The organism is Roseomonas nitratireducens (assembly GCF_017813355.1).
In the GTDB taxonomy this organism is placed as follows: Bacteria; Pseudomonadota; Alphaproteobacteria; order Acetobacterales; family Acetobacteraceae; genus Neoroseomonas; species Neoroseomonas nitratireducens.
Genome location: NZ_JAGIYZ010000028.1, coordinates 34,687 through 52,960, shown reverse-complemented (window position 1 = coordinate 52,960; position 18,274 = coordinate 34,687). Strand labels below are relative to the sequence as shown.

The 18,274-nt window shown below is 72.5% G+C and carries 19 protein-coding genes and 2 riboswitches; of the genes, 8 read left to right on the top strand and 11 right to left on the bottom strand.

Translation table 11 applies throughout. From position 1 onward, the window contains the following. Both J5Y09_RS21195 and J5Y09_RS21190 read left to right on the top strand, forming a co-directional pair. Window positions 1-427, top strand: a 427-nt coding sequence (locus J5Y09_RS21195) for a TonB family protein (protein ID WP_209353851.1), incomplete at its 5' end; no start/stop codon positions are given. A gap of 62 nt (window positions 428-489) precedes the next feature. Further along, on the top strand, window positions 490-1,044 hold the full coding sequence (locus J5Y09_RS21190) for a cob(I)yrinic acid a,c-diamide adenosyltransferase (RefSeq protein ID WP_209353850.1): 555 nt from the start codon (window positions 490-492) through the stop codon (window positions 1,042-1,044). A 142-nt stretch (window positions 1,045-1,186) separates the two neighbouring features. On the opposite strand, the gene J5Y09_RS21185 is transcribed toward J5Y09_RS21190, so the two are convergent. The 4 genes from J5Y09_RS21185 to J5Y09_RS21170 all read right to left on the bottom strand — a co-directional run bounded on the left by J5Y09_RS21185 (window position 1,187) and on the right by J5Y09_RS21170 (window position 6,465). After that, window positions 1,187-3,169 (bottom strand): TonB-dependent receptor domain-containing protein, encoded by a 1,983-nt coding sequence (locus J5Y09_RS21185; RefSeq protein ID WP_209353849.1) that lies wholly within the window; start codon window positions 3,167-3,169, stop codon window positions 1,187-1,189. 150 nt (window positions 3,170-3,319) lie between these two features. Then, a riboswitch (cobalamin riboswitch) is annotated at window positions 3,320-3,536 on the bottom strand. A gap of 87 nt (window positions 3,537-3,623) precedes the next feature. Beyond that, the gene (locus J5Y09_RS21180; RefSeq protein WP_209353848.1) at window positions 3,624-4,274 is read right to left on the bottom strand and encodes an exopolysaccharide biosynthesis protein; all 651 of its coding nucleotides are present in this window, start codon (window positions 4,272-4,274) and stop codon (window positions 3,624-3,626) included. A gap of 173 nt (window positions 4,275-4,447) precedes the next feature. Next, window positions 4,448-5,251 (bottom strand): enoyl-CoA hydratase, encoded by an 804-nt coding sequence (locus tag J5Y09_RS21175; protein WP_209353847.1) that lies wholly within the window; start codon window positions 5,249-5,251, stop codon window positions 4,448-4,450. Next, window positions 5,248-6,465 (bottom strand): CaiB/BaiF CoA transferase family protein, encoded by a 1,218-nt coding sequence (locus tag J5Y09_RS21170; RefSeq protein ID WP_209353846.1) that lies wholly within the window; start codon window positions 6,463-6,465, stop codon window positions 5,248-5,250. Before J5Y09_RS21170 ends, J5Y09_RS21175 begins: the two co-directional genes overlap by 4 nt. Window positions 6,466-6,685: 220 nt before the next feature. Between J5Y09_RS21170 and J5Y09_RS21165 the strand changes: the two genes are divergently transcribed. From J5Y09_RS21165 to J5Y09_RS21155, 3 genes are read left to right on the top strand one after another with little or no spacing between them, the layout of a single operon-like run. Further along, window positions 6,686-7,717 (top strand): amino acid ABC transporter substrate-binding protein, encoded by a 1,032-nt coding sequence (locus tag J5Y09_RS21165; protein WP_342451525.1) that lies wholly within the window; start codon window positions 6,686-6,688, stop codon window positions 7,715-7,717. 19 nt (window positions 7,718-7,736) lie between these two features. After that, window positions 7,737-8,933, top strand: a complete 1,197-nt coding sequence (locus J5Y09_RS21160; protein WP_342451524.1) for an amino acid ABC transporter permease — start codon at window positions 7,737-7,739, stop codon at window positions 8,931-8,933. 4 nt (window positions 8,934-8,937) lie between these two features. Next, the gene (locus J5Y09_RS21155; protein WP_209353845.1) at window positions 8,938-10,014 is read left to right on the top strand and encodes an amino acid ABC transporter permease; all 1,077 of its coding nucleotides are present in this window, start codon (window positions 8,938-8,940) and stop codon (window positions 10,012-10,014) included. Between the two features lie 15 nt (window positions 10,015-10,029). On the opposite strand, the gene J5Y09_RS21150 is transcribed toward J5Y09_RS21155, so the two are convergent. From J5Y09_RS21150 to J5Y09_RS21140, 3 genes are all read right to left on the bottom strand, one after another. Further along, window positions 10,030-10,452, bottom strand: a complete 423-nt coding sequence (locus J5Y09_RS21150) for a CBS domain-containing protein (RefSeq protein WP_209353844.1) — start codon at window positions 10,450-10,452, stop codon at window positions 10,030-10,032. Between the two features lie 70 nt (window positions 10,453-10,522). Continuing rightward, a complete protein-coding gene (locus tag J5Y09_RS21145) occupies window positions 10,523-11,383 on the bottom strand; it encodes a sulfurtransferase (RefSeq protein ID WP_209353843.1) in 861 nt (286 codons plus the stop codon). Further along, window positions 11,380-12,342, bottom strand: coding sequence for a Bug family tripartite tricarboxylate transporter substrate binding protein (locus J5Y09_RS21140; protein WP_209353842.1), 963 nt, complete (start codon window positions 12,340-12,342; stop codon window positions 11,380-11,382). Before J5Y09_RS21140 ends, J5Y09_RS21145 begins: the two co-directional genes overlap by 4 nt. An 82-nt stretch (window positions 12,343-12,424) precedes the next feature. Between J5Y09_RS21140 and J5Y09_RS21135 the strand changes: the two genes are divergently transcribed. The 3 genes from J5Y09_RS21135 (at window position 12,425) to J5Y09_RS21125 (ending at window position 14,665) form a co-directional block, all read left to right on the top strand. Beyond that, complete coding sequence (locus J5Y09_RS21135; RefSeq protein WP_209353841.1) at window positions 12,425-13,045, top strand: DUF1194 domain-containing protein; 621 nt, start codon at window positions 12,425-12,427, stop codon at window positions 13,043-13,045. Between the two features lie 31 nt (window positions 13,046-13,076). Then, window positions 13,077-13,184: riboswitch (SAM-I-IV-variant riboswitch) on the top strand. Window positions 13,185-13,223: 39 nt separating this feature from the next. After that, the gene (locus J5Y09_RS21130; RefSeq protein WP_209353840.1) at window positions 13,224-13,517 is read left to right on the top strand and encodes a hypothetical protein; all 294 of its coding nucleotides are present in this window, start codon (window positions 13,224-13,226) and stop codon (window positions 13,515-13,517) included. 41 nt (window positions 13,518-13,558) lie between these two features. Then, window positions 13,559-14,665, top strand: a complete 1,107-nt coding sequence (locus J5Y09_RS21125) for a 2-aminoethylphosphonate--pyruvate transaminase (RefSeq protein ID WP_209353839.1) — start codon at window positions 13,559-13,561, stop codon at window positions 14,663-14,665. Window positions 14,666-14,725: 60 nt separating this feature from the next. Here J5Y09_RS21125 and J5Y09_RS21120 read toward each other — a convergent pair whose 3' ends face one another. Genes J5Y09_RS21120 through trpD form a run of 4 tightly spaced genes read right to left on the bottom strand, consistent with a single transcriptional unit; the run spans window position 14,726 to window position 18,273 of the window. Further along, the gene (locus J5Y09_RS21120; protein ID WP_209353855.1) at window positions 14,726-15,931 is read right to left on the bottom strand and encodes a molybdopterin molybdotransferase MoeA; all 1,206 of its coding nucleotides are present in this window, start codon (window positions 15,929-15,931) and stop codon (window positions 14,726-14,728) included. A 1-nt stretch (window position 15,932) separates the two neighbouring features. Further along, the gene (gene moaC / locus J5Y09_RS21115; protein WP_209353838.1) at window positions 15,933-16,403 is read right to left on the bottom strand and encodes a cyclic pyranopterin monophosphate synthase MoaC; all 471 of its coding nucleotides are present in this window, start codon (window positions 16,401-16,403) and stop codon (window positions 15,933-15,935) included. A gap of 8 nt (window positions 16,404-16,411) precedes the next feature. After that, window positions 16,412-17,251 (bottom strand): indole-3-glycerol phosphate synthase TrpC, encoded by an 840-nt coding sequence (gene trpC, locus J5Y09_RS21110; protein WP_209353837.1) that lies wholly within the window; start codon window positions 17,249-17,251, stop codon window positions 16,412-16,414. Further along, window positions 17,248-18,273, bottom strand: coding sequence for an anthranilate phosphoribosyltransferase (trpD, locus tag J5Y09_RS21105; protein WP_342451523.1), 1,026 nt, complete (start codon window positions 18,271-18,273; stop codon window positions 17,248-17,250). Before trpD ends, trpC begins: the two co-directional genes overlap by 4 nt. Between the last annotated feature and the right edge of the window lies 1 nt (window position 18,274).

Here is an 18,274-nt window from a genome sequence, read left to right as displayed (position 1 = left end):
CCGCCCCGGCCCGGCCGCCCGTGCCCCGGCTCCGCCGACGCCCCCGCCGCGCGCCGCGGCGGAACCGGTGCGCCTCGGCGCCGGTGGCGGGGCGCTGCCCGACCCGTCGCTCGGCGCCCGCGCGATCGGCGCCGTGGTGCCGCCCGGCGCGGCGGACGGATATCGTAACGCGCCGCCCGACTATCCCCCCGACAGCCGCCGGCGCGGGGAGGAAGGCGTGGTGCGCCTTTCGCTGTCGATCGGCGCCGATGGCCGGGTCGGCGAGGCCACGGTCGCGACCTCCTCCGGCTATCCAGCGCTCGATGCCGCGGCGGTCGCGGCCGCGCGGCGCTGGCGCTTCCGCCCCGCGACGCAGGCCGGGCTGCCGGTGCCCGCCACCATCGCGACCGCCGTGCAGTTCCGCCTGACCGAGGGCGAACGCCGCTGAAGCCCTTGCGGCCGCGGCGCGCGGGGCCATAACGCCCGCATGGCTCCAGGGGACCGATCCGCATGGTGAAGCTCGACGTCATCACGACGCGCGGCGGCGACGGGGGGGAAACCTCGCTCGGCGACGGCCGCCGCGTGCGCAAGGATGCGCTGCGCGTCGAGGCCTATGGCACGGTGGACGAGGCGAATGCCGCGCTCGGGCTTGTCCGCCTGCACACGCGCGAGGATGCGGAGGCGGACGCGATGCTCGCGCGCATCCAGAACGAGATGTTCGACATCGGCGCCGACCTGTGCGTGCCCGGCGAGGCGGGCGCGCGGCTGCGCGTGGCGGACACGCAGTCCGCGCGGCTCGAGCAGGAGGTCGCGGCGATGAACGCGGCGCTGCCCGCGCTGCGGTCCTTCGTGCTGCCGGGCGGCACGCCGGCGGCGGCGCATGCGCATCTCGCGCGCACCATCGTGCGGCGGGCGGAGCGGCTGGTCGTGGCGCTGGCGGCGGAGGAAGAGGTGAACCCGGCGGTGATCCGATATCTCAACCGGCTGTCCGACCACCTGTTCGTGCTGTCGCGGAAGCTGAACGCGGGGGATGACGTGTTGTGGGTGCCGGGGGCGACGCGGTGAAGGCGGGGGGAAGGGAACTTCCCCCCGAGCCCCCCAACCTTCTTTGACTCCTGGGCCCTGACCCCGGACGTCCGTCTCCAACAGACAGAAAAGGTTGAGGGGGGTTCCGGGGGGAGAAGTTCACTTCTCCCCCCGCCTTCCGTCAGAACACCCCCCGCATCCCGACGACCGCGCTCCGCCCCGGCACGACGAACGCGTTCGCCGGCTCGTAGCGCGTGTTGCCGATGTTGCGCACCTCCACGAAGGCCGTGAGGTTCGTCGTCACCGGCAGCGACGCCGTCATGTTGAACAGCCATCCATCGGGGTTCTTGCCCGCGGTCGGGATCGACGTGCCGTCGTTCCTGTAGCGCGCGAAGGCGCCTTCGGGGGATGCGCCGACATACAGGATCTCCGGCGCGATCACGAAGCGCGAGCGCGGCACGCCGAACCAGCCGACCTCCGGCGCGATGCGCGCGTTCAGGCTCGCCACGTTGCGCGGGCGGCGGGCGAGCGGCGTGTCGTTCGTCGTGTCGCGCGCCTCCGTCACCGTCCAGCCGCCGGTCATCTCGAACCAGTCGGCCGGGCGGAGCGTGAGCGCGAACTCCCCGCCACGGATGCGCGCGCGATCGACGTTCTCGAGCGTCGAGAAGGTGGCGTCGAAGTTGATCAGGTCGGTGACGCGGCTGTCGAAATACAGCGCGGAGATCGTCGCGAAGCGCCCGATGTCGGTCTCGATCCCCGCTTCCCAGGAGAAGGCGCGCTCGGCTTCCAGGTTCGGGTTGCCGCGGAAGAAGGATCCGATGACGCCGAAGCGCTGGTACAGCGACGGCGCCTTGAAGGCGGTGCCGGCGGATGCGCGCAGGCGCGAGGAGATCTCCGGCAGCGCCAGCACCGCGCCGAGCCGCCAGGTGGTCTCGGTGCCGAATTCCTCCGGCGCGTCGAAGCGCAGCGCCGCGGTCACGTCGAGCCGCTCGAAGAACCGCGCCTGCGCGCCGAGATAGCCGTAGCCGCTGGTCTGGCGCGCATCGACGGTGGTGCGGAAGGTGGGCGAGCCCGAGGCGCTCTCCGCGCTCTCGCGGTCCCAGCCGCCGCCGAAGGTCAGGCTGGCGTCGGTCAGGATGCCGCCGCTGGGCAGGCGCAGCGTGTTGTCCCAGGCGATGCCGCGCCGTTCGCCGATATAGAGGTCGTCGGCGCGGCCGGTGCGGTTCACGGTGTCGGGGAAGTTCACGTAGCGCCGCCGGTCCTCGCTGGCGGAAAGGCGGAACCCGGTCGTCCAGGCGCCGCCGGCGAGCGCCGTCTGGCTGCGGATGTAGCCGAACCAGGCGCGGTCCTGGCCGGTGTAGTTCGGGTCGTCGCGCGGGATGTCGTCGAGGCCGAGCGTGTTCTCCCGCCAGCGCAGCAGCCCTTCGATGCGCGTCGCGCCGATCACCGAATCGGGCGTCGTCTCCCCGATCGTGACGCCGGCGCGGGCCGTGACGGCGGCGGCGCGCAGGCCGTCGCGCTCGCCGCGATTGGTGGTGATGCGCGGCGCGGTGGCGTTGGATCCTTCGGTCGAGAGCGACTGGCCGGTGAGGCCATAGTCGAAGTCGCCGATCGTGCCGCCGGCGCCGGCATAGCCCCGCAGTGTGCGCTGCGTGCCGCCGGCGACCTCCCCATAGGGGGCGAAGGCGCGGTCGGCCGGCGCGCGGCGGGTGATGAGGTTGACCACCCCGCCGATCGCCGCGGTGCCGTAGATGGCCGAGACCGGGCCGCGCACCACCTCGATGCGTTCCACGTCGCCGAGCAGCTCGTTGCCGAAGTTGAAGGCGGCGTTGGGTTCCGAAGGCTCGTTCAGCGGCACGCCGTCGCGCAGCACCAGCACGTGGCGCGAATTGGTGCCGCGCACGAAGCCCGAGGCCTGCTGGCCGAGGCCGCCCGCCTGCACCAGGCGGAAGCCCGGCACGGCGGCGAGCGCGTCGGCCAGGGTGACATAGCCGCGTTCCTCAATGTCGCGGCGGTCGATCACCGTGGTCGCGGCGGGAATGCGTTCCGCCGGGGTCGGGATGCGGGTCGCGGTGACGACCATGTCGGGTTGGGTGGGGGCCGTCTGCGCCCATGCGGGCGCGATCGGGGCAAGGAGAAGCGAGGCGAGGATCCGGTTTCGCATCCGGGAATCCCTCCGTGTTGCACGTTCGCGTTTCGCCGCGAGGCCTTGCGGCCGCGCGACGGGCTGGCGTCGTGCTCGCATGACGGAGGCGCCGTGCCCTTCGGGCGCGGTCCTGGGTCCGTTGCGCCGGTGCACCCCGCCCGGCACGCGCGAGACAACTCTGCGCCGGCCGGTCTCCTGGCTCGCGACGGGAAGGGGGCTTTCGCCGCCTCCGCCGGTCCCGCCTTCTCGCGCTCTCGCGCAATGGCGTGTGGGACCGGGCTCGTCGCCTACAGTTGCGGGGGCAGCCGCGGATTGGCGGTGCTGGGCACCACGTCGCGCATTCCCGTTTCAGCCCTTTCGGGCCACCGGCGCATGGGTGTCAGGCTAGGATGACAATCGATGCGCGTCCAGCGCCGGACTGCGACGACAGGTGCCTGGCGCGCGTGGCGGCCGGACGGTCCCGCGACGGGACTCAGACGACGTAGCCCAGCGCCTCGATCCCGAACCAGAGCAGCGCGCCCAGCACGATCGTCGCGAAGAGGTTGCCCAGCAGCGTGAGCAGCATGCCGAGGCCCACGACCTTGCTGTCGTTCTCGACCACGCCGAGCGCCATGACGATGGTGCCGAAGGCGGGCGGGCCGTTCGTGCCCGGCCCGGGCAGGATCAGCATGAGCGCCGCATAGGCGGTCAGCCAGCCCACCGCCTTGTCGGCGAGCGGCCCGGTGAAGGGCCCGGGGCGCGGGCGCACCCAGCGCTCGATCTTCGCGATGGCGCGGGAGACGCGGGTCGAGGAGCCCGGCGTCAGGCGCAGCAGGTCGGTGCGCTTGAGCGATTGCCGCGCGATGAAGCCCGGCAGCTTCGGCTTGCGGAAGCCCAGGCCCATCTGCACGCCGAGGATGAGCATCGGCGTGCCGAAGACGCTCGCCATGCCGGGCAGCAGCCCGGGCAGGCACAATAGCAGGATCAGCAGGCCGAAGGCCCGGTCGCCGAAGGCTTCCGCCATTTCGCCGAGGGTGATCCGTTCGCCCGGGCATTGCGCCGCGACTTCCGCGACGAGGCGGGAGATCGGGGCGCCGGCATGCGCGACGTCCTCCGGCGCGTCATGGCCCGCCATGTCGTTCATGCCGGCCGCCCCCGTCGCGTCGCCGCGAGGACGCCCCTCATCCGTCGATCCATGACAACCCCGATGAAGCCCCTGACCGCCCGATCGCGGGGCAGCCTCTGCCGGGCCGCCTCCGCGGGGGGCATGTAGCACGGCGCGGGGCGGGGCGCGAAAGGCCCAACCCGCGCCGGTCCTCAGCGGCCCTTGAAGGCCGGCTTGCGCTTTTCGAGGAAGGCCTTGCGGCCTTCCTTGTAGTCCTCGCTGTCGAAGCAGGCGGCCATGGCGGCGTTGAGCGAGGCGATGTCGCGATCCGCGCGGTCCTGCAGCACCGCCTGCACCGTGCGCTTGTTGGCATAGAGCGAGAGTGGCGCGTTGCGCGCGAGCGTGGCGGTCAGCGCCGCGACCTCGCCGGCCAGCGCTTCCGCCGGCACGACCTTGTTGATCAGGCCGACGCGCTCGGCTTCCTTGGCGTCGAAGCGCTCGCCCGTCATCAGGATCATGTGGGCATGGGCGGGCCCGACCAGGTCGACCAGGTGGCGCACCATGTCGAAGCCGTAGGCGATGCCGAGCTTCGCCGCCGGGATGCCGAACTGGCTGCCTTCCGCCGCGATGCGGATGTCGCAGGACATGGCGATGCCGAGGCCCCCGCCCATGCAGAAGCCGCGGATCTCGGCGATCACCGGCTTGGGGAAGGTGGCCAGCCGCAGCCGCCCGCCCGCCGTCTGCCGGCTGTATTCCTTCTGCGCGTCGGCATCCGACCGCAGCTTGTCGAACTGGCTGATGTCGGCGCCGGAGACGAAGGCCTTGTCGCCCGCGCCGGTCAGGACGACGCAGCGCACGGAGCCGTCCTTCTCGAAGATGTCGAGCGCCTCCCCCATGCCCGCCCACATCGTGACCGACATGGCGTTGCGCTTCTCGGGCTGGTTGAAGGTGATGCGCCCGACGCCGTCCGTGATCTCGGCGAGGATCTTGCCTTCCGCGAATTCCATCTTGCTCATGCCTCGCTGATCACGCCGAGGCCGCGGAGACGCGCGATCTCCTCCTCGCTGTAGCCGGTCTCGCGCAGGATCTCGGCCGAATGCTCGCCGAGGCGGGGCGGGATCATGCGCACCTCGCTCTCGATCCCCTCCATGTTGATCGCGGTGGAGACGAGGTGCGTGTCGCCGCGCTCGGGGATGCGGATCGGCATCGCCATGCGCAGGTGCTGCACCTGCGGGTCGGCGAAGACCTCGTCCACCTTGTTGATCGGCCCGCAGGGGATGCCGATGCGCTCGAGCAGGTCGATCCAGTAATCCGACGGCTTCTGCTTCATCACCGCGGTGATGGCGGCGTTGACCGCCTTGCGGTTGTCGGACCGCCCGCGGGCGGTCTTCCATTCCTCGACCTCGAGCCATTCCGGATGGCCGAGGGCTTCGGCGAACTGCGCCCACATCTTGGGGCTGGAGGCGGCGATGTTGACCGGCTTGTCGGCGGTCTCGAAGGCGCCCATCGGGATGTTGACGGGATGGTCGTTGCCCGCCTGGCCGGGGACCTCGCCATCCATCAGGTAGCGCGCGGCCTGCAGGTCGAGCATGAAGACCATGCTTTCCAGCAGCGAGGTGTGGACCCAGCGGCCCTGGCCGGTCTTCTCGCGCTCGAACAGCGCCATCATCACCGCGAGCGCGAGCAGGTTGCCCGCCGTCAGGTCGACGAAGGGGATGCCCGCGCGCATCGGGCCGCGGCCCGGTTCGCCCGTGATCGTCATCATCCCGCCCATGCCCTGGGCGATCTGGTCGACGCCGGCGCGCTCGGAATAGGGCCCGGTCTGGCCGAAGCCCGAGATCGAGGCGTAGACGAGGCGCGGATTCACCGCGCGCACCGCGTCCGGCCCGATGCCGAGCCGGTGCTTGACCTTCACCCGCATGTTCTCGACCAGCACGTCGGCGGTCGCGGCGAGCTTGAAGAAGGCGGCCTTGCCGTCCTCGGTCTTCAGGTCGAGCGCGATGGAGCGCTTGTTGCGGTGCAGGTTCTGGAAGTCGTAGCCCTCCCGCGCGCCGCCCAGGCCGTCGTTGAAGCGCGGCGGCTCGATGCGGATGACCTCCGCCCCCCAGTCGGCGAGGTGCCGCACGCAGGTCGGGCCAGCGCGCGCGAGCGTCAGGTCGAGCACGCGGATGCCCGCGAGCGGCAGGCGGACCTCGGCGGCGAGGCGTGGGTCGATCGGGCTTTCCGGCATGTTTCTCGGTCTCCGGTGCGAGTTGCCCGGGAGACTAGGGCGGGTCCGGATGCCCGACTAGTCGGCGCCCGGCGGGCGGGCTGCCCATCGTGCGGGCAGGCGCGGGGCCGGTATCGAATGGACGTTGCGTGACCCCCTTGTAATGTCATCTTTGTAACGGCAGATGGCAGCGCGGGCAGGGCCGGGGTCAACCGGCGCCCCTGGGAGACGAGGTAGAGACATGATGTGGAAGGGCATCGCCGCGGCTGCGGCGGCCATGATCGCGTTCGCGCCCGTTGCCGCCGAGGCCGGCCGCGACCTGGACCAGATCAAGCAGCGCGGCACGCTGCGCTGCGGCGTCCAGGGCCCGTCCAACCCCGGCTTCGGCGTGCCCGACAGCCAGGGCCGCTGGCAGGGCTTCAACGTCGAGGTCTGCCGCGCCATCGCGATCACGATCTTCAACGACCCCACCAAGGTGGAGTTCGTGCCGGTCACGACGCAGAGCCGCTTCCCGGCGCTGGCCTCGGGCGAGGTCGACGTCCTGTCGAACAACACGACCTGGACGCTGACGCGCGATTCGAACGTCAACCGCTTCAACTTCCCGGCGATCACCTTCTATGACGGCCAGGCCATCATGGTGCCGCGCCGCCTGAACGTGACCAGCGCGCGGCAGCTGAACGGCGCGACCGTCTGCGTGCAGCCGGGCACCACGACCGAGCTGAACATCTCGGACTTCTTCCGCGCCAACAACCTGCGCTTCACGCCGGTGGTCATCGCCGACCTCGACGAGATCCGCCGCGCCTACGACAGCGGCCGCTGCGACGTCTTCACGAACGACTTCGCCGCGCTCGCCGCCCAGCGCACGCTGCTGACGCGGCCGGCCGACCACGTGATCCTGCCCGAGCGCCTGTCGAAGGAACCGCTGGCCGTCACGATCCGCCAGGGCGACGAGGAACTGACGAACATCGTCGCCTGGACCACCTTCGCGCTGATCGACGCGGAGGAGATGGGCATCACGCAGGCGAACGTCGAACAGATCGCCGCGTCCGCCACCAACCCGGTGATCCGCCGCCTGCTGGGCGTCGAGGGCAACATGGGCGAGAGCATCGGCGCCGCGCGGCCCGACTACGCGCGCACCATCATCCGCACCTTCGGCAACTACGGCGAGATCTTCGAGCGGCACCTCGGCACCAACACCCCGCTCGGGCTCGAGCGCGGCCAGAACAACATCTGGACGCGCGGCGGCCTGCTCTACGCGCCGCCGGCGCGCTGAGGCCGGCACGGTGGCCGGCGTGGCACGCACCGCGCCGGCCGCCGGCGCAGGGGCGGCGGGGCATTCCGCCGCCTCCCTCCTGCCGCGGGGCACCTCGCTCCGCGGCATCCTCTGGCAGGCGCTTCTGCTGGTGGCCGTCGTCGGCCTCGGCTGGTGGCTCGTCGGCAATGCCGAGCGCAACATGGCCGCGCGCGGCCTGAGCTTCGGCTTCGGCTTCCTCGAACGCTCCGCCGGCATCCCGATCGGCGAGCACATGATCCCCTACACGCCCGCGGACACCTATGCGCGGGCGCTGACCGTGGGCCTGCTCAACACGCTGCGCATCGCGGTGGCGGGCATCCTGATCTGCACGGTGCTGGGCGTGGCGCTTGGGCTCGCGCGGCTGTCGTCGAACCCGCTGCTGCGCGCGCTGACGGGCGGCTACATCGAGGTCATCCGCAACACGCCGCTCGTGCTGCAGCTGGTGTTCTGGCACGCGCTGATGCTGCAGATGCCATCGGTCCGGCAGGCGCTGAACCCGCTGCCGGGCGTGTTCCTGTCCCAGCGCGGCGTGAAGATCCCCGGGCTGATGGCCGAGCCGGCGCTGTTCTGGATGCTCGGCGCGCTCGCCGCGGGCGCGCTCGGCTGGTGGCTGCTGCTGCGGCGCGAAAGGGCGCGCCAGATCGCGACCGGCGAAAGGCGCCCGACGGTGCTGCCCGGCCTCGCCCTGCTGCTCGGCCTGCCGGGGCTGGCGGTGGCGGTGTTTGGCGCGCCGCGCGTCGAATGGCCGGAACTCGCCGGCTTCAACTTCGAGGGCGGGCTCGCCCTCAGCCCGGAATTCTTCGCCCTGCTGGTCGGGCTCGTGGTCTACACCTCGGCCTTCGTGGCGGAGATCGTCCGCTCGGGCATCCAGGCGGTGCACAAGGGGCAGTCGGAAGCGGCCGCCGCACTCGGCCTGACCTCGGGGCAGAAGATGCGCCTCGTCATCCTGCCGCAGGCGCTGCGCGTCATCATCCCGCCGATGACGAGCCAGTTCCTGAACCTGACCAAGAACTCCTCGCTGGCCGTGGTCATCGGCTATCCGGACCTGGTCTCGATCTCGAACACCTCGATCAACCAGACGGGCCAGGCGATCGAGGTGATCTCGATCTTCATGGCGGTCTACCTCGCGCTCAGCCTCGTCACCTCGCTGCTGATGAACCTGTATAACCGCGCTGTCGCGCTGAAGGAGCGCTGAGGCCATGAGCGCGACCCTCGCCCCGGCCGGCCCGACCTTCGCCGCGCGCGCGCTGGCCTTTGCCCGCGCCTGCTTCAGCGGGCCGGTCAACATCGCGATCACGCTCGCCTGCCTCGCGCTGCTCGCCGCCTTCGTGCCGCCGCTGCTGCGCTGGGCGGTGCTGGACGCGACCTGGTCCGGCAACGCTGCCGCGTGCCGGGAGGCGGGGGGCGCCTGCTGGGCCTTCGTGCGGGAGAAGTTCTGGTTCTCGATCTTCGGCCTCTATCCCTATGAGGAACGCTGGCGGCCGGGGACGATGATCGCGATCCTGGTCGCGATGGTGCTCGCATCGTGCCAGCGGCGCTTCTGGAACCGCTGGCTGATGCTGGCCTGGCTGGTGGCGGCGCCCGCGATGCTCCTGCTGATGGCCGGCGGCGTGCTCGGCCTGCCGGCGGTGCCGACCCGCCAATGGGGCGGGCTGACCATCACCGGCATCATCGCCGTCTACGGGCTTGCGCTCGGCTATCCGCTGGCGATCGTGCTCGCGCTCGGGCGGCGGTCCGACCTGCCGCTGGTGCGCTGGTTCTCCACCGCCGTCATCGAATGTGTGCGCGGCGTGCCGCTGATCAGCCTGCTGTTCATGGCGGCGATCATGCTGCCGCTGTTCCTGCCGGAAGGCGTCACGCTCGACCGCCTCGCGCGCGTGCTGGTGGCCTACACGCTGTTCACCGCGGCCTACATGGCGGAAGTCGTGCGCGGCGGGCTGCAGGCCATGCCGCGCGGGCAGTACGAGGCCGCGGACGCGCTCGGCCTGTCCTACTGGAAGAAGATGCGGCTGGTGATCCTGCCGCAGGCCCTCGCCATCACCATCCCCTCCCAGGTCAACACCTTCATCGGCCTGTTCAAGGACACGACGCTGGTGGTCGTGATCGGCGTCTTCGACTTCTTCACCACGCTGCGCGCCGCGCTCGGCGACCCGAACTGGCTCGGCTTCCCGACCGAGGCCTATGTCTTCGCCGCCGCGGTCTACTTCGTGCTGTGCTTTGCCATGAGCCGCTACAGCCAGCGGCTGGAGACGACGTTCAGGCCGGGGCAGCGATAGGCCCCGGCCGGGACGCTAGCGCATCGCCTCCATGAACCCGGTCTCGTCATCCATCCGCGCATGTTCCTGCGCGCGGAAATCGTAGCGGGAGACGATGCCCTTCACCTTGCCCGCCTCGACGATGGGCAAATGGCGGAAGCCGCAATCGGCCAGCGTCAGCAGCGCGTCCATCGCGGTGGCGCGCGGGCCGAGCGTGGTGGGATCGCGCGTCATGACGGCCGAGACCGGCGTCGCCTTCGCATCCAGCCCCTCGGCCAGCAGCCGCACCGCGTCCCGCCCGGTGAAGATGCCGAGAAGGCGGAGGTCGGGATCGGTGACGAGCACCGCGCCGACCCGCCGGGCGTGCATGGCGGCGGCCGCCTCCGCGACGGTGGCCTCCGGGCCGAGCGTCAGCGGCTTCTGGTCGCGGACGATCTCGCCGAGCGTGCGCTGGGGCATGTCCCGTTCCCTCCGTCTTGGAACCGTCACATAGCCCCGCGCGCGGGCGCGGCATCTTGACCCAGCGCAATCAGCCGGGGCCGGTCTCCATCGGCAGGGCGGGGTCGCGGCCCCATTCGTCCAGGCTGCCGTCATAGACCGCGAGGTCGGCATACCCCGCCCGCAGCAGGTTGAACGCCAGGTTCGAGGCTGCGATGCCCCCGCCGCAATAGGCGATGACGCGCTGCCCGGGCGCGATCCCGGCTTGGGCCGCCAGCGCCGCGACGGCATCGGCCGACAGGTTGGCGTCGCCCAGCAGCCCCGCCGGCAGGTTGCGGCTGCCCGCGATCCGGCCCGGGCGGTGGTAGGTCAGGCCCCCCGTTCCTTCATGCTGGTCCCGCGACAGCGCGTTCACCACCACGGCGCGCGGGTCCCCGATCGCGGCCAGCACCTCCGCCCGGTCGGCGATCGCGCCCGCGCGCGGCCGAGGCGCGAAGGGCCGCGCGGCCGGGACGGGCGCCGGCGCCGGGCCGCTTTCGACCGGCAGCCCCGCCGCCTTCCAGGCCGCGAAGCCGCCTTCCAGCAGCCGCACGTCGTCGAAGCCGATCCAGCGCAGCGTCCAGAAGGTCCGCGCCGCCCAGTTGCCGCCGACGCGGTCGTAGAGCACCACGCGGCTGCCTTCGCCCACGCCATGCGCGGCGAAGGCCGCGGCGACGGCCTCGGGCGGCGGCAGGGCGAAGCGGAAGCCGCGCGCGCGGTCCCACAGCCAGTCCAGCGCATCGAGATGCACCGAGCCCGGGATGCGGTGCTTCTCGAAGGACGCCCGCGCGCTGTCCTGCAGCATCGCGGTCAGGTCCGGGGAGGGGCGCTGGAAGACGCTGCCATCCAGCACGACGAGCCCCCGCGCGCCGAGTTCCGCCGCGAGCGCGGCGGGTGTGACGGTCAGGCTCATTCGGGCTGGAAGTTCGCCAGCCGCAGCAGCGCGGCGTTGCGCGCGACATCCTCGCGGATGAAGCGCTCCGCCTGCTCCACCGTCTCGGCCACCGGCTCGAAGCCGAGCCCGGTCAGGCGCTCCACCACGGCGGGTTCGCGCATCCCTTCCACCAGCGCGGCGTTGTAGCGGGCGACGATCTCGGCGGGGACGCCGCGCGGCGTCCAGACGCCGTACCAGGAATAGAACTCGAAGCCCGGCAGCCCCGCTTCCGCCATGGTCGGCAGATCGGGCGCGAGCGCCGTGCGCTGCGCCGTCGCGATGCCGAGGCCGCGCAACTGCCCGCCGCGCACCATGGGCAGCGTGGCGAGCACGGGGTCGAACATCAGATGCGCGTTGCCCGCGGCGACGTCGGTCAGCGCCGGCGCCGTGCCGCGATAGCCGACGATCTCGATGTTCGCGCCCGTGACGCGGTTGAACTCGATGGCGCCGAGATGCCCCGCCGCGCCGAGGGAGGAGGTGGCGAAGGACCAGCGCGCGGGCTCGCGCTTCGCGGCTTCAATCACCTCGGGGATGGTGCGCTGCTGGCGCTGCGGGCTCATCACCAGCACGAGCGGCCCGCGCGCGGTGCGCGCCAGCGGCACGAATTCCGTCACCGGGTCGTAGGGCACGTTGCGCATCACGTGCCGCGCCATCGGGTGGATCGAGGCCGAGCCGAGGATGGTGTAGCCATCGGCCGGCGCCTGCAGCACCGCCTGGCTGCCGACCTGGCCATTGGCGCCGGAGCGGTTCTCCACCACCACCGTCGCGCCCAGCCTCTCCTGGATCTTCTGCGCCGCGAGGCGGGACATCGCATCCGTCGCCCCGCCCGGCGGATAGGGCACGATCATGCGGATGTTGCGCGCGGGGAAGCCGCCCTGCGCCAGGGCGGGGGCGGCGAGCAGCGCGCCCGCGCCGCCGAGGAGGTGTCTGCGTCGCATCCTGAGGGTCTCCCGGTGTTTCGCGACGCATCCTGCACGCGCCGGGCGGTGCATCCAACGCCCGCGCATGCGACAAGCGCGCATGGAGAAGGTCGATCTCGCTCTGTGCCTCGCCGTGGATGCCTCTTCCTCGGTGGACCACGACGAGTTCGGGCTCATGCTCGGCGGCTATGCGGCGGCGTTCCGGGACGAATCGGTCGCGGCCGCGATGGCCGCCGGCCGGCACGGGGCGGTCGCGGTCGCGATGCTGCTCTGGTCGGGCGTGGGGGCGCAGGCGGTCGCGGTGCCCTGGATGCGGCTCGACGGTGCGGCCGCGGCCGCGTCCTTCGCCGACCAGGTGGACAACGCGCCGCGCCTCGTCGCCCCCGGCGCGACCGCGCTGGGGGAAGGGATGGCGGCGGGCCTCGCCCTGCTCGCCGCCTGCCCGGCGGAAGCGACGCGCGTGGCGATGGATGTCTCGGGCGACGGGCGTCACAACCAGGGCCGCGCGCCCGGGCCGGTGCGCGACATCGGCGTTGCGGCGGGGGTGACGATCAACGCGCTCGCGGTGCTGAACGAGGAGCCGGACCTGCTTGCCCACTACGTCGCGGAGGTCATCGGCGGCCCCGGCGCCTTCGCCATGGAAACCCCGGACTACGAGGCCTTCGCCGAGGCGATCCGGGCGAAGCTGCTGCGCGAGATCGGCGGCGCCGCCATCGCCTGACTTGCGCGCCGCTCGCCCGCGCGGCTAGGTGGGGGCGCATCAAGAGTTGGGCCGGCGCCCGACGCCAACCTGCCTTCCCGGGCAAGGTGGCGCCTCCGAAAGGGGGGATGCGGCCGCTCCGGCAACCAAACGGGATGCGCCGCCTTGCGTCGATCCGGCTCCATCGAAGGAGGATCCGATGCTCGACGTCGCACCCGCCCCCGACCTCGCGCTGTTGCTGGGCCCCGATGACAGGGCCGAGTTCGTCGCCTTCTGCGACTGGACGACGCGGACGGGGCGCCGCGAGCCGTCCTGGCTCTATGTCGTCCTGCATCGCGGTCACGGCGTATGGACCCATGCCTACCGGGTCGTGCCGGACCGGCGGCCGGGGCACCTTGCCGTCTACCTCGAGCGCGCGGCGGAAGGGGATTGCCGGGCGGCGCTGACGGACTGGCTGCGCGCCCGCGCCGCGGCGGCGGACGGGCGGCGCTGAGCCGCTTGCGCCGGCGCGGCAAGGCGGGGCAGAACTCCGCCATGCTTCTCCTCATCCCCGGCCCGGTGCAGACCCGCCCCGAGGTCCGCGCCGCCATGGCCCAGGACATCGCGCCCTGGGACAGCGGCTTCCAGCCCGTCTATGCCCGCGTGCGGGACCGCATCGTCGCGGTGGCCGGCGGCACGCCGGGCGTGCACGCGACGCTGCCGATCCAGGGCGCGGGGCATTTCGTGACCGAGGCCGCGCTGCGCACCTTCGTCGCCCCCGGCGCCAAGGTGCTGATCCCGATGAACGGCGCCTATGCCACGCGCATGGCGCGGCTGGCGCGGGAGGCCGGGCGGGTGGTGGTGGAACTGCCGCTGCCCGACACGCGAGGTGCTACGGCGGCGGACATCCTGCCGGCGCTGGATGCCGACCCCGCCATCGGCACCGTCGCCATGGTGTTCAACGAGACGGGGTCGGGGATCGTCAACGACGCGCCCGGCATCGGCGACGCGCTGCGCACGCGCGGGACGCGGCTGATCCTCGACGCGGTCTCCGCCTTCGGCGTGCTGCCCTTCCCGATGGCCGAGCATCCGGAATGCGACGCGCTGGTCTTCACCTCCGGCAAGTGCCTGGAAGGCATGCCGGGGATGGGCTTCGCGGTGGCGCGCATCGACCGCGCGGATGCCTGCGCGGGCAATGCCGGCTCCTGGTCCTTCGACCTGTCGGACGTGCTCGCCCATGCGCGGCGATCCGGCTGGGGGTCGATCCGCTTCACCCCGCCGGTGCAGGCGATCGCGGCCTTCGACGTCGCGCTCGACCTGTATGAGCGCGAGGGAGGCCAGGCGGCGCGGCTGGCGCGCTACCGGGAGAACGCGGCGATCCTGTACGACGGGGTCCTCGCGCTCGGCTTGAAGCCATACCTCGCGCGCGAGCACCAGGGGCCGGTGATCGTCACCATCCACCAGCCCGCCGATCCGCGCTTCGACCTGATGACCTTCGTCGAGGCGCTGAAGCGCCGCGGCGTGCTGATCAGCAACTTCTACAACACGGCGGCGCCGACCATGCGGATCGGCGCGATCGGCGCCATCACGCCCGACGACATGCGCCGCGCGGTCGCGGCGATCGGACAGGCGCTGGACGACGTGCTGAAGCAGGCGGCGTAGACCACGCCCCGATCGGCTGGAATCCGCCGATCGGACGTCCGTGCCTTTTTCGGGCAGCGGTCAGACGCCGAGATCCGCCAGCACGATCGCCTCCGCCTCCGCCCCGGCTTCCAGCGCCGGGGCATGCGGCGCGCGCAGGATCAGCGCATCGGCGCGCGCCAGCGTCGCGATCATGGAACTGTCCTGCACCGGCGCCGGCGTCGCCACCAGCCGCCCTTCGGCATCGGTCGAAAGGCTCGCGCGCAGATGGTCCGCGCGCTTGTCGTTGGCCGCCAGCGGCACCGCGAGCCGCACGCGCCGCGTCGGGGGCGCATCGCCCGGCAGACCGCCCATGCGCGCGATGGCCGGCAGCAGGAACAGCACGCCGCAGACCAGCGCGCTGACCGGGTTGCCCGGCAGCCCCAGCACCGGCGTGCGCCCGAGCCGGCCCCAGATCAGCGGCTTCCCCGGCCGCATGGCGATCTGCCAGAAGCCGAGTTCGAAGCCTTCCGCCCCCAGCGCCTTCTGCACCAGGTCGTGCTCGCCCACGCTCGCCCCGCCGGTCGTCACCAGCAGGTCGAAGGCATGCGCGGTGCCGGCCACCTCGGCGATGGCGCGCGCATCGTCCCGCGCGATCGGCAGCACCACCGGGTCGCCGCCCGCGCCGCGGATCATCGCGGCCAGCGCATGGGCGTTGGAGGACACGATGCCCCCCGCCGGGATCGGGTCGCCCGGCAGTGCGATCTCGTCCCCCGTCGCCAGGATGCCGATGCGCGGGCGGCGATGCACCGCGAGCCAGGGATTGTCCGACGCGGCGGCAAGGCCGATGTCGCGCGGCGTCAGCCGCCGCCCCGCCGGCAGCACGGTCTCCCCTTCCGCGAAATCGAGGCCCCGCCGGCGGATGTGCCGGCCTTCGCGCGCCGCCTCATTCACGCGGACGGTGCCCTCGCCCGGCGTCGCATCCTCCTGGATCAGCACGGCGTCGGCACCTTGGGGGATGACGCCGCCGGTGAAGATGCGCACCGCCTGCCCCGGCCCGACGAGGCCCGCGAAGGGCCGGCCCGCGGGCGCGGCGCCGATCACGGCGAGTGTGGCACCTTCCACCGCATCGGCGGCGCGCAGCGCGTAGCCATCCATCGCCGAGACATCGGACGGCGGCTGCGTCAGCCGCGCGACGACGGGCCGGGCCAGCACGCGCCCGGCGGCCTCGGGCAGGGCGACCGTCTCGGCCGCGGTCGGCACCAGGGCGGCCAGGATGCGCGCGCGCGCATCGGCCACCGGCAGCAGGTCACGCGCCACGGAACTCGCCGGACTTGCCGCCCGCCTTGTGCACGAGGCGCACATCCTCGATCCGCATGGACCGGTCCACCGCCTTGACCATGTCGTAGACGGTCAGCGCCGCGACGGTCACGGCGGTCAGCGCCTCCATCTCCACGCCCGTGCGGCCGGACAGCTTCACCGTCGCCTCGATCGCGACCGCGTCCTCGCCCTCGGGCTCGAGGTCGAGCGTCACCTTGGAGATCATCAGCGGGTGGCAGAGCGGGATCAGCTCATGCGTCTTCTTGGCCGCCATGATGCCGGCGATGCGCGCGACGCCGAGAACGTCGCCCTTGCCGGCCCGGCCCTCGCGGATCAGCGCCAGCGTGGCCGGCTGCATCACGATGCGCCCGCGCGCGGTCGCGGTGCGCGCCGTCTCCTCCTTGGCCGAGACATCGACCATGGCGGCGCGGCCGGCGGCGTCGAAATGGGTCAGCGCCATGGCGCGGCTCAGCGCGCCTCGACCAGCTCGCGCGCCGCGGCGGCGACGTCGTCCTGGCGCATCAGGTGCTCGCCCACCAGGATGCAATGCGCGCCGGCGGCGGCCATGCGGCGGACATCGGCCTGGGTGCGGATGCCGCTCTCGGCGACCGGCAGGCGGTCGGCGGGCACCAGCGGCGCCAGTTCCTCGCTGGTCGCGATGTCGGTCTTGAGGCTGCGCAGGTCGCGGTTGTTGATGCCGATCAGCCGCGTGTTGAGCCCGAGCGCGCGATCGAGCTCGGCCCGGTCATGCACCTCGGCCAGCACCGCCATGTCGAGCGAACGGGCGAGTTCGAGCAGCTGCGCCGCCATCTCGTCCGTCAGCGCGGCCATGATCAGCAGGATGCAGTCCGCGCCCATCGCGCGGGCCTCGAAGACCTGCCAGGGGTGGATCATGAAGTCCTTGCGCAGGACGGGCAGCGCGCAGGCGGCGCGGGCGGCCTCCAGATCCTCCCGCTTGCCCTGGAAATACGGCCCGTCGGTCAGGATCGACAGGCAGGCCGCGCCCCCTTCCTCATAGGCGCGGGCAAGCGCGGGCGGGTCGAAGGGGTCGCGGATCAGCCCGCCGGAGGGCGAGGCGCGCTTGATCTCGGCGATCAGCCCGGTGCGGCCTTCCCCGATGCGCTGGCAGAGCGCGCCGACGAAGTCGCGCACGGGCGGGGCGGCGGCCGCGGCGCGCTCGATCTCGGACTGCGAGGTGGTGGCCATGCGCTCGGCCACCTCCTTCTCCTTGTCCGCGAGAATGCGGACCAGGACATCGGGCACCGAGGCGGCGCCGGCGGCTTGCGTGATCACCTGGGGGGCGTTCATGGCTGGGCGTCCTTGGGGGGGCAGGCGACGCGGAGGCGGGTGAGTACGCCAAGCGCCGCGCCTTCGTCTATGGCGCGGGCGGCGATGGCGGCACCTTCGGCAAGCGTGGCGGCGCGGCCGGCCACGATCAGCGCCGCCGCCGCGTTCAGCAGCACGACGTCGCGATAGGGCCCGGGCGCGCCGCGCAGCAGGGCTTCCAGCGCCGCGGCGTTCTGCGCCGGGTCGCCGCCCTTCAGCGCCTCGGCCGGGGCGCGGGACAGGCCGGCATCCTCGGGCGTCACGGTGAACTCGCGCAACGATCCGTCGGGATCCAGCGAGACCACCTGGCTTTCGCCGGCCAGCGTGAGTTCATCCAGCCCCTGGCCATGCACCAGCCAGGCGCGTTCCGTGCCGAGCCGCCCCAGCGCCTCCGCCATGGGCCGCAGCCATTCGGGCGCGAAGGCGCCGGTCATCTGCCGCTTCACCCGCGCGGGGTTCGCGAGCGGGCCGAGCAGGTTGAAGATGGTCCGCGTGCCGAGTTCGACCCGCGGGCCCGCCGCGTGGCGCATCGATGCGTGGTGGCGCGGGGCCATCAGGAAGACCATGCCGGCCTCGGCCAGCACGCCGGGCAGGCGCTCGAGCGGCACCTCGAGCGAGATGCCGAGGGCGGAGATCGCATCCGCCGCGCCGGACCGGGAGGACAGCGCGCGGTTTCCGTGCTTGGCCACCGGCACGCCGCAGCCGGCCACCACCATCGCCGTGGCGGTCGAGATGTTGAGCGTGCCCGCCGCGTCCCCGCCCGTGCCGACGATGTCCATGGCGCCTTCAGGCGCGGCGATGGCGGCCATGCGCGCGCGCATGGCGCGCACCGCGCCGGTCATCTCGGCGACCGTCTCCCCGCGCACGCGCATCGCCATCAGCAGGCCGGCGATCTGCGCGGGCGTCGCCTCGCCGCCCATGATGATGCCGAAGGCTTCCTCGGCCTCGGCCTCGTTCAGGCGCTCGGCATTGGCCAGCCGCGCGAGGATCGGCTTGAGCGACACG

Excerpts from the sequence above, each read along its gene's own strand:
- J5Y09_RS21190 (WP_209353850.1), top strand. The coding sequence starts at position 490 with ATGGTGAAGCTCGACGTCATCACGACGCGCGGCGGCGACGGGGGGGAA.
- J5Y09_RS21185 (WP_209353849.1), bottom strand. The coding sequence starts at position 3,169 with ATGCGAAACCGGATCCTCGCCTCGCTTCTCCTTGCCCCGATCGCGCCC.
- J5Y09_RS21180 (WP_209353848.1), bottom strand. The coding sequence starts at position 4,274 with ATGAACGACATGGCGGGCCATGACGCGCCGGAGGACGTCGCGCATGCC.
- J5Y09_RS21175 (WP_209353847.1), bottom strand. The coding sequence starts at position 5,251 with ATGAGCAAGATGGAATTCGCGGAAGGCAAGATCCTCGCCGAGATCACG.
- J5Y09_RS21170 (WP_209353846.1), bottom strand. The coding sequence starts at position 6,465 with ATGCCGGAAAGCCCGATCGACCCACGCCTCGCCGCCGAGGTCCGCCTG.
- J5Y09_RS21165 (WP_342451525.1), top strand. The coding sequence starts at position 6,686 with ATGATGTGGAAGGGCATCGCCGCGGCTGCGGCGGCCATGATCGCGTTC.
- J5Y09_RS21155 (WP_209353845.1), top strand. The coding sequence starts at position 8,938 with ATGAGCGCGACCCTCGCCCCGGCCGGCCCGACCTTCGCCGCGCGCGCG.
- J5Y09_RS21150 (WP_209353844.1), bottom strand. The coding sequence starts at position 10,452 with ATGCCCCAGCGCACGCTCGGCGAGATCGTCCGCGACCAGAAGCCGCTG.
- J5Y09_RS21145 (WP_209353843.1), bottom strand. The coding sequence starts at position 11,383 with ATGAGCCTGACCGTCACACCCGCCGCGCTCGCGGCGGAACTCGGCGCG.
- J5Y09_RS21140 (WP_209353842.1), bottom strand. The coding sequence starts at position 12,342 with ATGCGACGCAGACACCTCCTCGGCGGCGCGGGCGCGCTGCTCGCCGCC.
- J5Y09_RS21135 (WP_209353841.1), top strand. The coding sequence starts at position 12,425 with ATGGAGAAGGTCGATCTCGCTCTGTGCCTCGCCGTGGATGCCTCTTCC.
- J5Y09_RS21130 (WP_209353840.1), top strand. The coding sequence starts at position 13,224 with ATGCTCGACGTCGCACCCGCCCCCGACCTCGCGCTGTTGCTGGGCCCC.
- J5Y09_RS21125 (WP_209353839.1), top strand. The coding sequence starts at position 13,559 with ATGCTTCTCCTCATCCCCGGCCCGGTGCAGACCCGCCCCGAGGTCCGC.
- moaC (WP_209353838.1), bottom strand. The coding sequence starts at position 16,403 with ATGGCGCTGACCCATTTCGACGCCGCCGGCCGCGCCGCCATGGTCGAT.
- trpC (WP_209353837.1), bottom strand. The coding sequence starts at position 17,251 with ATGAACGCCCCCCAGGTGATCACGCAAGCCGCCGGCGCCGCCTCGGTG.